This window comes from Mycobacterium attenuatum (assembly GCF_900566085.1).
Classification (GTDB): domain Bacteria; phylum Actinomycetota; class Actinomycetes; order Mycobacteriales; family Mycobacteriaceae; genus Mycobacterium; species Mycobacterium attenuatum.
In genome coordinates, this window is the sequence record NZ_UPHT01000195.1 from 1 (window position 1) to 7,228 (window position 7,228).

The 7,228-nt window shown below is 64.4% G+C and carries 3 protein-coding genes and 4 pseudogenes; all 7 read right to left on the bottom strand.

Going from position 1 to position 7,228, the window contains the following annotated elements:
* Window positions 1-107: 107 nt before the first annotated feature.
* Complete coding sequence (locus tag EET13_RS29380; RefSeq protein WP_244604192.1) at window positions 108-743, bottom strand: patatin-like phospholipase family protein; 636 nt, start codon at window positions 741-743, stop codon at window positions 108-110.
* 196 nt (window positions 744-939) lie between these two features.
* Window positions 940-1,683, bottom strand: a complete 744-nt coding sequence (locus tag EET13_RS29385) for a nucleotidyl transferase AbiEii/AbiGii toxin family protein (protein WP_122445531.1) — start codon at window positions 1,681-1,683, stop codon at window positions 940-942.
* A complete protein-coding gene (locus EET13_RS31060) occupies window positions 1,680-2,591 on the bottom strand; it encodes a hypothetical protein (RefSeq protein ID WP_211189167.1) in 912 nt (303 codons plus the stop codon). Before EET13_RS31060 ends, EET13_RS29385 begins: the two co-directional genes overlap by 4 nt.
* A 364-nt stretch (window positions 2,592-2,955) precedes the next feature.
* Window positions 2,956-4,645: pseudogene (locus EET13_RS29395) on the bottom strand (recombinase family protein).
* A gap of 186 nt (window positions 4,646-4,831) precedes the next feature.
* A pseudogene (locus EET13_RS32135) lies at window positions 4,832-5,203 on the bottom strand (replication initiator); the annotation flags it as partial.
* Window positions 5,110-6,371, bottom strand: a pseudogene (locus EET13_RS29405) (FtsK/SpoIIIE domain-containing protein); the annotation flags it as partial. The pseudogenes EET13_RS29405 and EET13_RS32135, both read right to left, overlap by 94 nt.
* A 94-nt stretch (window positions 6,372-6,465) precedes the next feature.
* Window positions 6,466-6,702, bottom strand: a pseudogene (locus EET13_RS29410) (hypothetical protein); the annotation flags it as partial.
* Window positions 6,703-7,228: the final 526 nt, after the last annotated feature.

A 7,228-nucleotide genomic window follows, 5' to 3' on the forward strand; every position in this document is an offset into this window, starting at 1 on the left:
GCACACCGGCCGAGTACGCTTCGGCCTGCAGACACACCCATACCCCGGTGGCCTGCGAGATCAACTGAATCCGAATCAAACAAACCCGGCTCTAAAAACGGGTTGACTCAGTAACGGGGACTCGCCACCGCGGGAAAATATAGCGGCGCCGCCGAGGTGGCCATCGCGACATCTACCATCGGTATCCGCCAGTCGCGCCTCAACCGTGTGTGGTGCGGAGTCTTAAAGATATGCACCGCCCCGCGTTGCACATCCCAAGCAGGGATGACGAGTCGTTTCGTGCTGTCGCCGAGCAGTCGCGTGCCGAGGACACCGGTCAATGCCTGCCGCAGCGCTGTCGCGTCATAGATGGGCGATCTCAGTTGCCGTAGCCGACGCCATACTCGCCGCCTCGATGCCGGAAAAACCTTTTCAACCAATTCTTCGTAGTGAGAAACGATCTCGCTCGGCCTGAGGCCTGCACCGAGACCCAGTGCGACGATGCCACCCGCCGAAGTCCCAGCGATCAGATCGAACGAATCGGCGATCGTCACGCCCAAGTCCTGCTCCAGACGCGCAAGCACATGTGCGGTGAACAGAGCCTTCGCGCCCCCTCCGTCGAGGGCGAGGATCTGGAAGCGGTCGACGCGCAACCCGCCCGGCTCGGGTTCGGTTGCTGGATGGACCTGCGCGGCGGATTCGCCAGTTCTCCCCGGCGACGTATCCTTGCCGAGGTCGGCGGGCGTTGCAGGAACTACATCCATGTAACTAGATTACGCCGCTGGGCCGACAAGGCCCTAGCCGTTATTGACGCCTGGCGTAGACCTGCGCAACACCCGGCATAGGCTTCCGTGCTCCTGCTCAGCATTCTTTTCTTGGCTCCCGTTGTCTCAGGCCATTCACAATGGCACTGGACACCGACACGACCCGAAGTGCGAAAACCTGCAGCATGCCGCTACATCATCGCGACACGATGGCGACATGGCGCCGGAGCAGAGCCCGCACTCTGGCCGGCACCCTCGTCGGCGGACTGGAGATCATCTGCGCTGCCACACGCGCAGCATCGCCGCGCTCGCCGGCCTTTGTGATCTTCGGGTCGTCCAGGCGCCACGGTGATGCGCGGTATTCGGGTTGTGACGCCACGATCTCCAGCAGTGTCTCGATGTCCTGGAGGTCACGTTCGGAGTCCCGAACGGTACGTGCCAGCATCTTCAGCACGAATGCTGCCTCGACGTCGGGAACCGGGACTTCGAACTCAATGATGTCGCCGTCGGTGAGTCGGGCTGTAACAGCGACTTTGATCGGCGGCAGGGCCAGCGCCACGCGCAGTCCTGGCGCTCCGTCGAAGGCTCGTTCGCCGATGATCTGCTTGCCCGGTTTGGCTGCGGCGGGAACCAGGAGGTCAACCGCTTGCTCACCTCGTTCGTAGCGGTTGCCGCACTCAGCGATGTACCCCAGCGCGGTGAGCCGATCGTGGAGGTCGCGCGTGGTCGCCACGTTTACGTCGATCCCGGTGTCTGCGTCAGAGGTCAGCCGCGGTATGCCTGGCACGTTGTAGACATGCCGCAGCAGCCGCACCATGTGACCGCCGATGACGCGGTACTCGATGTCGGCGGCGACAGCGGCCACGTCGCGCAGGGCACGCATTCCGTTGTCGTCGGCCACCGCGGTGCAGGCCATCACGACCGATGCTGTTCCGGTCACCGGTGCACGATCCAGTCCCTGAGACGCTGCGGCGCACCGTCGCCGAGATCGGCGCCGTCGCTGAGGTCCTGAAGCGCAATCACTGGATCCACGGTGATGATGTCGGAACGCTGCGTATCACTAACCTGCAGCCACCAGGACGCGGTCGTCCAGACTGTCGTATCGGCGGGAACCCTCACGGTCAAGGTCGCTTCCTCGGCGGTGGCCTCCACCAGGTTGAACTCGGAGAGGTCGACCAGTTCTTTGGCGTAGACCAGACCTCTGGTTGGTACCCGCCACGGTTGCAGGACGTCGGCGGCGACCTCGCCGCCGGCAAGGATCGGCAGGGTGAGTTCGACGCCGAGTCGGGTCGCGCTGCGCACCTGCTCCACTACCGGATCCATTCCATACCAGTACGTTTCGACGAGTCCGCTGTCCGCGGGTTCCGATGCCAGTTTCATCAGGAGTTCCCGGCGTGCAGCCTCGGTCATGGGCGTGTCCGGCAGCGGATCCTTCTCGGTCATCTTGGACACCGCCTGCTGGCTGACTGCGATGGCCGCAGCGATGTCACGTTGGCGCAGGTGGTCGCGAGTGAGCACACAGACCCGTTCGGCCGCCCGTCGGCGCCAGGTGCGCTCGCTGGCCGCGCGGTGTGGACGTCCTAATGTGGGTGCTCGGTACGTTCGCCCGGAGAGCACCAATTCACCGGTACTGCCGACGCTGAGATCCACGTCGAGGTGAGTCAGGAGCGCTGAACGTGCCTCGTCTGAGATGGTCTCGCAAACCACGAGGACGCGGCGGCCGGGATGGCGGCGCACGTGACTGAGAACGGCGGACGGAGATGGCACGCGTTCCGCCAGGACCAGGTCCGCTACCACGGCGCGGCCATCTATCCGGTATGTGATGCTGTGCGCATCGCCAGTCACCACCTGAACGCCGGCGTCGACCAAGCGGGCAGGAATCGAGGCAGAGAGCACGCTATTACTCTAGCAGTGACCACTTGTCAAACAACCATTTGCCGAGAAACATCGTTCTGGTTGTTTGACTTGAGCTAATCAGTGGCGTACAAGCGGGTAGCTGACACGTCGTACGCCGGATGGAGTTGACACCGGGCGAGCGTCGAAGAAGCCGGGCAGGCGGTGGAGCTACTTTCGCGTGCTCGCGGCGAACGCCGCTAGCGCAGACATCGCTCGCTGCCGCTGACTCCTCATCAGCGGGTCCGGGTTCAAAAGACTGGCGGCGCACCACCAGATGCCAGCGCATCTCATTCGCCAGGGTCAGAAAACTGGCTGGTCAACGACTCAATTCAAATACCTCAACCCGTGTCGCAGGTGGCCAAGTCCCCCCTCGGACACATCCGGCGACACGACTCAAGTCGGCCGTCGCCGTGACCCGCCGCAGGTGCGGGTCGTAATCAATACGCAGGCCTAGGCTTGCCGTACACCAAAGCACGTTCGGCCCCGGTTGCCTTGCCTAGCACCGCCGCTAGTCCGCCCAATTCTTCGACCAGCTGCCTGGTCTGCGCGGCGGACATGGCGCACGGTTTCTCGACCCGCTCAAGACGCGCTTTTAGTTCGTCACGCTCCGCCGCGCGCTGACGCAGTGCCGCAGTCAAGTCCTCCACGGCCACACCAGACTCCACCGCCGTGACCAAAGCAGCAACCTTGCTATTCGCTTCACTGAGCTGGCGCTGCAGAGCGGCGTAGCCAGTACCGGCTGCCGGGTCCACGTCCTGCCGGCGTGCTAGGTCTTCCGGATCCGCCAGGGTGGCGATCCATTCGTCAAGTCGCGCTGTCACCTCCTCTTCACGGAGGTAGACGGTGCGCGGATGGTGACTCAGGTCCACAGGTACAGAACGCGACTTGCCCAGCTCGCAGCGATAGAGGATGCGGGTTGTTCGTTTCCCGACGCGAGCGGCGCCCTGCATCCGCCGGCCACACGCGGCACAGAACAGCAGCCCGCGCAGCGCATACGGCACCGTTGATTCTCTGGTGCACACGAGACCGGGACCGCGCCGTGCCTGCGTCCGAAGGCGAACGGCCTGTGCCAGCTCGTCAGGGATCAACGCCTCGTGTGTGCTGCGGTCTGGTGCGATCCAGTCGGCCTGATCACGCCACCGCATCCGGGTCTCATACCCCGCCGCGACATCGTTGGGGTTGACCAGGACCTCGTACTTCTCCTGCTTGCCCCACACACAAATGCCGCGGTACGCCGGGTTGTCGAGTATCGCGCGGATCGCCGAATGGGACCATCCTCGCGGGTCACGATGACGATTCCGCGCCGGGTCGTACTGGCTCGGTGACGGCACGCCATCGTCGGTGAGCTGTTGGGCGATATAGCGCAAACCGGCGCCGTCGGCGTACATGCGGTAGATCCGCTCGACGACCGAAGATGTCGCGGGATCGGGTTCGAGGCGATGGAGCCGCTGCCCAAGATTTGCCTTGGCCAGGTTCGGGTGCGGGCCAGCATCGACGAGCCGGTAACCATAGGGTGGTCGACCACCGAGGTATCTCGACGTGTCCTGCGCGAGTGCTGACATCGCCGTACGAACGCGGATCTGGATTCGCGCGCGCTCTCCCTTGCTCATGCCGCCGAACAAAGTCATCACCAGGTCGTGTGCCTCGGAGCCGGGATCGACCGCTCCGCCGACCTCAGGTACCCACAGGCCGACGCCGTAGTGCGTGAGGACAGGGAAGGTGAGCGCGAACTGCGGCCCGTAGAACGCACGGGCGGGTTCCCCGATCACTACGGCATCAAAGCCACGGTCGCGAGAAGCGACATCAGCAAGCAGACGTGATGCCTCCGGCCTGCGCTTCCACGGCAGCGAACGGCTTTATCCCACATCGAAGTAGTCAGCGGCCAGGACTCCGCCGTGCGGGGCGATCAGGTCCATGGCACGCCGCTTCTGCCAGCTGCGGCTCGCCTCCGGGTCTTGAGCGTCCTCCGTGCTCACTCGGCCATAGAAGGCGAACCTCAGGCTCACGCCACTCCCCTCCCTGATCCCAGCATCCGGTCCCGCACAGCCATTATCACGTGTACCAGCGCGCTGTTGGCCTCGCGCGGAAGTCGATAGTGGTCGGCCACGACAATTTCAACATCCCCCTCTGACATCGTCGGCGCATCGATTCGAGCGTCGCGCTCGGACCGGGCATGTGCTGTTCGGGATCTGTCAGCCACCGCTGCCCCCTGGCGAATCCCGTCGTTGGTTGCGGGCTCGGCCACGGACTTCCATCAGTCCGATCCGGCGGGTTTCCGTGCGTCGGAGAGCCGCGGAGCTCACGAGCGTGCGGTCGCCGAGGCTGGTGAGGCCGGCACGGTCAAAATCCCACACCACCAGATCATCGCCATCGATGGAGTTGAAGCCGAAACCATGTTGGTGTGCAGTACATTTCAGACGCTGTTCACGTGTCCAGGTCGCGCGATGTCCGCGTAGCGCGGTCATCGTCGTGGAGTAGCGGCGGGATTTGCTGGTGATGTGGCCCCGGTAGCCCAAGGTGTGCAGCCGCCGAGAACCATGGTGGTTTGGCTGGCTTCGGTCAGACGCAGCCCGATGCGGACGGTAAACAGTTGCCGTACGGGCAGGGTGTCTTTTGCTGGGTCCTGTACCGCGGCGACCACGCTGATTCCGACCGCCCGCCCCCGGGAGGGCAGCAGGCCGAGGAGTTGTTCGATTTCGGTGCGGCTTTTGCGGTCGGTGACATAGCTTGTGAGCGCGGCAATCTCATCGATAACCACCACGAATAGCGGTTCGGATGGGCTGGGGGTGTGCAGGCGGGTGTGGCCCCGCAGCCGGTTCGCCCTGGCGTGCATCACCGTCACTAGTTGGCGCAGCATGTGCACCGTGGTGTCGGTGGCATCGTGAGTGAACACGGTGAACATGGGCGCGCCCGCACCCCGTTCCATGCCGCCTTTGGGGTCGATGACACACAGCCGTACGAAGCCGGTTTTCACCTCAGGTGCGATCCCGGCGATCAGTGACCACAACACGCTGCCTTTGCCGGCCCCGGTGGCTCCGGCGATTAGCATGTGGTGGCCCAGCAGCGGCACATGCCACCAGTGGCGGTTTTCGGTGATCCCGATCCGAACCGCCCGTAAATCCACTGCCGCTGTCGATGTGGGCATGGGTAAGTCGACGGGGTCAGCCAACACGTCGCCGCGCATGAGGGTGATGCGTACCTCTCCAGGCGCGATGGAGCGGATCGTGATCCTGTCGGCGCGCCAGGCGGCGGCCAGCCCGTCGGCTTGTTTGTGCCAATCAGTCAGGCACTGGCCGGTTACGATCCGCAGTTGCAGTGCATCGGTCGTCTTGCCAATCTGTACCGACTGCAGGGTCGGCACGAGGGTGCGTTCGCCCAGGCGGGCGGTGAGTCCGTGCAGGGGCACACCGATTCCCAGGTGCGGGTGTAGCGCGACCCGCTCAGCCAGCGGTGTCGCACCGGTTCGGTCACCCAGGCGTGAAATGACCGTGGGTCTAGCCAGGCCCACCCCGTATAGGCAGCGCCGCACGCGATGGCAGTGATCAGGCCCGGACGTGGGCCGTGGGTGATGGCGATCGCCAGGCTCGCGATGATGGGGATGCTGAGGGCGGGGAACAGAATCGACCACCACAGCAAGTATCCTGCTGCCTTGGCGAGGGACAGCATCAGGTCTTCGAACCAGTCGTCATGTTCCGACCCAGTGTTGTTGGTGTGCTTGTTGTTTGGTGCCATGGCAGGTGCCTTTCAGGGTGATTTGGCCGATAGCAAGCCCGCCCGTGTTGGGGCGCGATCGCACGGGGCGTCGCGCCCCAGCACTCGGGTTATTCTGCGGGCGGGCCTGTTCGTTGGGCGCAGCCGCGGGCGTGGTGGAGGTGATGGCATCGGCGCGGAAGGCCACACCGCTGCGATCACCTTGAGCCCACGGAATGGCCACCAGACCTGACACCGACACTGCCTGTGTCACCGACACTTTCGGATCCCCAGCCACCGTCACGTTGAGCACTTCGCCGCCAGTGTCGTCCAACGCCAGCAGCTGGGCGGCATACAACGGCACCCCGCCCGCTTCGATGCCCTGGTGCCCGGCGGGCTCTACGCACTCGACTCGGGCAGCCTAGGCGGTTGGCGCATGCGCGGGGTGTGGCGGCGGCGGCGGGTGAGCCGGCCGCGTAGACCTGCGCAACACCCGGCATAGGCTTCCGTGCTCCTGCTCAGCATTTCTTTTCTTGGCTCCCGTTGTCTCAGGCCATTCACAATGGCGCTGGACACCGACACGACCCGAAGTGCGAAAACCTGCAGCATGCCGCTACATCATCGCGACACGATGGCGACATGGCGCCGGAGCAGAGCCCGCACTCTGGCCGGAACCCTCGTCGGTGGACTGGAGATCATCTGCGCTGCCACACGCGCAGCATCGCCGCGCTCGCCGGCCTTTGTGATCTTCGGGTCGTCCAGGCGTCACGGTGATGAGTATTGGGGTGTGGGCGTGGGTGCCTCCGATGCCGAGGTGGTGTGGGCGGCTGGCGTGGCGCAGGGTGAGTTTGCCGGATTGGTCGACGATGTCGTGGCGGATGCGAAAGTGTGGGTTGGGT